Annotated in this window: 2 protein-coding genes; both read right to left on the bottom strand. The window is 70.1% G+C overall.

Features of this window, described 5'->3' with window-relative positions; all coding sequences use genetic code 11:
• Positions 1-38: 38 nt before the first annotated feature.
• Positions 39-1,472 (bottom strand): S28 family serine protease, encoded by a 1,434-nt coding sequence (locus ACWGH4_RS34440; RefSeq protein WP_453467766.1) that lies wholly within the window; start codon positions 1,470-1,472, stop codon positions 39-41.
• Positions 1,473-1,572: 100 nt separating this feature from the next.
• Positions 1,573-1,986 carry a hypothetical protein gene (locus ACWGH4_RS34445; protein WP_453467768.1) on the bottom strand — a complete coding sequence of 138 codons (414 nt, stop codon included), beginning with the start codon at positions 1,984-1,986 and terminating at the stop codon, positions 1,573-1,575.
• Positions 1,987-2,187: the final 201 nt, after the last annotated feature.

Consider the following 2,187-nt stretch of genomic DNA (forward strand, 5'->3'; position numbering starts at 1 on the left):
GGAGAAGACTGCGGGCACGGCCCTTGCGACGCTCCCTGTTACGGGCGCAGCATCGGCTCGCGCTCCAGGTCGCGCTTGTCGAGCTTCGCGTCGGCCTTGGCCAGCGGCCTGGCCTTCGCCGGGTCCTCCTGGACCGCGGCGGGGGCGACGCCCGCCCAGCGCAGGATCGCGGCGGTGGCCTCCGCCCGCTCGTCCGCCACCAGACCGGCGACGTTCGCACCGTGGTTGGCGCCCGGCGCGGTGTAGACGTGGCTGTCGCGGGTGCCCTTGCCGACCCGGAACGGCTCGGCGCCCCACGGGTCGTTCTCGCCGTAGACGAACATCATCCGGTCGGCGTTGTGCCGCACCCAGGTGTCGACGTCCTTCATCACCCACGGCTTGAAGCGCATGGAGATGTCGCGCGGAACGAAGTTCCTCGGCGGCTGGTAGCCGTAGCGGCTCAGGCCGTTCAGGTGGGGCTGCGTGATGTCGGGCGAACCGAGCTCGGTGCCCGCCTGGTAGTAGTACGGCGTGTAGGTGGCGAGCACCTGGTCGGCGTAGAAGGAGAAACCGGAGATGGCGTCGACGGTGTCGAAGATCTCCTGGTCGGACCCGGTGGCCGCGGCCGGGATCGCCTCGCAGTCGGACACGTTGCTGTACTGCCAGAACGCCCATACGAAGTCGAGGACGACGGCCTCGTACGCCTTGTCCAGGCTGCCGACGGTGTCGAACGTGTAGCCGCCGTCGGCCGCGTACTTCTCGTACATCGCCTCGAGCGGCTCCCGGCGCACCAGGGCCTCGCGCTGGACCGCGTTCAGCTTGTCGCGGCACTCCTTCGTACCGACGTTCTCGAGGAACCGGTCGTACGCCCGGTCCTCGTTGTTCACGACGTCGTTGGGCGCGACGTACGCGACGACACCGTCCATGTCGTTCGGGTAGTGGCGCTCGTAGTAGGTGGCGGTCATGCCGCCCTTGGAGCCGCCCGTGGAGAGCCAGTTCCTGTCGTAGATCTTCTTCAGCGCCTTGAAGACCCGGTGCTGGTCGCTCGCGGCCTGCCAGATGTCCAGCTTGGACCAGTCGGCGGGCGCGGGACGCGACGGCGTGAAGTAGCGGTACTCCAGGGAGACCTGGTTACCGTCGATGATGGCCGTCGGCTCGCTGCGACGCGGCGTGGTGGAGACGTTGTAGCCGGAGGTGAAGAAGACGGTGGGGCGGCTGGTGTCCTTGTGCAGCAAGGTGATCCGCTGCTTGAACGTGCCGCGCCACGGGTGCCGGTGGTCGACCGGCTGTGTGTAGTTGAGGACGAAGAAACGGTAACCCGGGTACGGCTTCTCCTCGATGAGACTCATTCCCGGGACCGACAGAATCCGGTCCTTGATGTCCGTGCCGGTCGCCGGCTCTGCGGCGGTGGCCGCACCCGCCGTCACGCCGGCCGCGCTGACGGTGCCTATGAGCACCACGAGCGACAGCAGCCATCTGAGCGCCTTGCGCATTCACCCTCCCCTGAGATCTCCCTTTGAGATCAAGCGGTCGCGGTGAACCTAGCGGTGTCAACAAAGGCCCCGCCAGACCCGGTTGAGCCTTACCGTCGCATCAGCACAGAATCCATCCGGTGGAACGGGAGGTCCCGGAGACCGAACCGGTGGCGCGTACACAGCGGTTGAGGGCGTGCACGGTGACGGGGCCGGCCTGCCGGGTGAACCTCCCGCTGTCCGTGTCCGCGCGCCCGCCCCGGGGCTGGAGGGAGACCGACATGGGCCGGCGGACACCGGGGCGCTTGGCGAGGGTGACGGCGCAGGCGTAGTCGCCGCGTTCGTAGACGCGCAGTTCGCCGGTCGAGAAGGTGACGGTCTTGGCCAGCCGGCCCGGGCAGGGCGCCGCGGCGTCGGCCTGCGGGACGCCCGGGGCGGCGACGGTGAACGCCGCGACCGCCGTGACCACGGCGAGCACCCGCCCTACGACGCGGCCCGGCCGCCCCGCACTCCTGATCCACGCCCCACCGAACACGCTTGCTCCCCACTGCCACCGCTCCGTACTTGCGTACGACGCGCGAGGCCGGGGATCGGTTGCGCCCGTCACGGGCCGCTACGTACTGCTACCGCCGCATCGGGGTGGCGGTGGCGGCCGCTTGCGCCGGGCGGCGGGAGCCCGGCGGACCGGCCGGGGGCGGGGAGCCACGCGGACGCAGAGGGCGCGGGGGCAGGGGCC

This window comes from Streptomyces sp. NPDC054847, assembly GCF_053610925.1.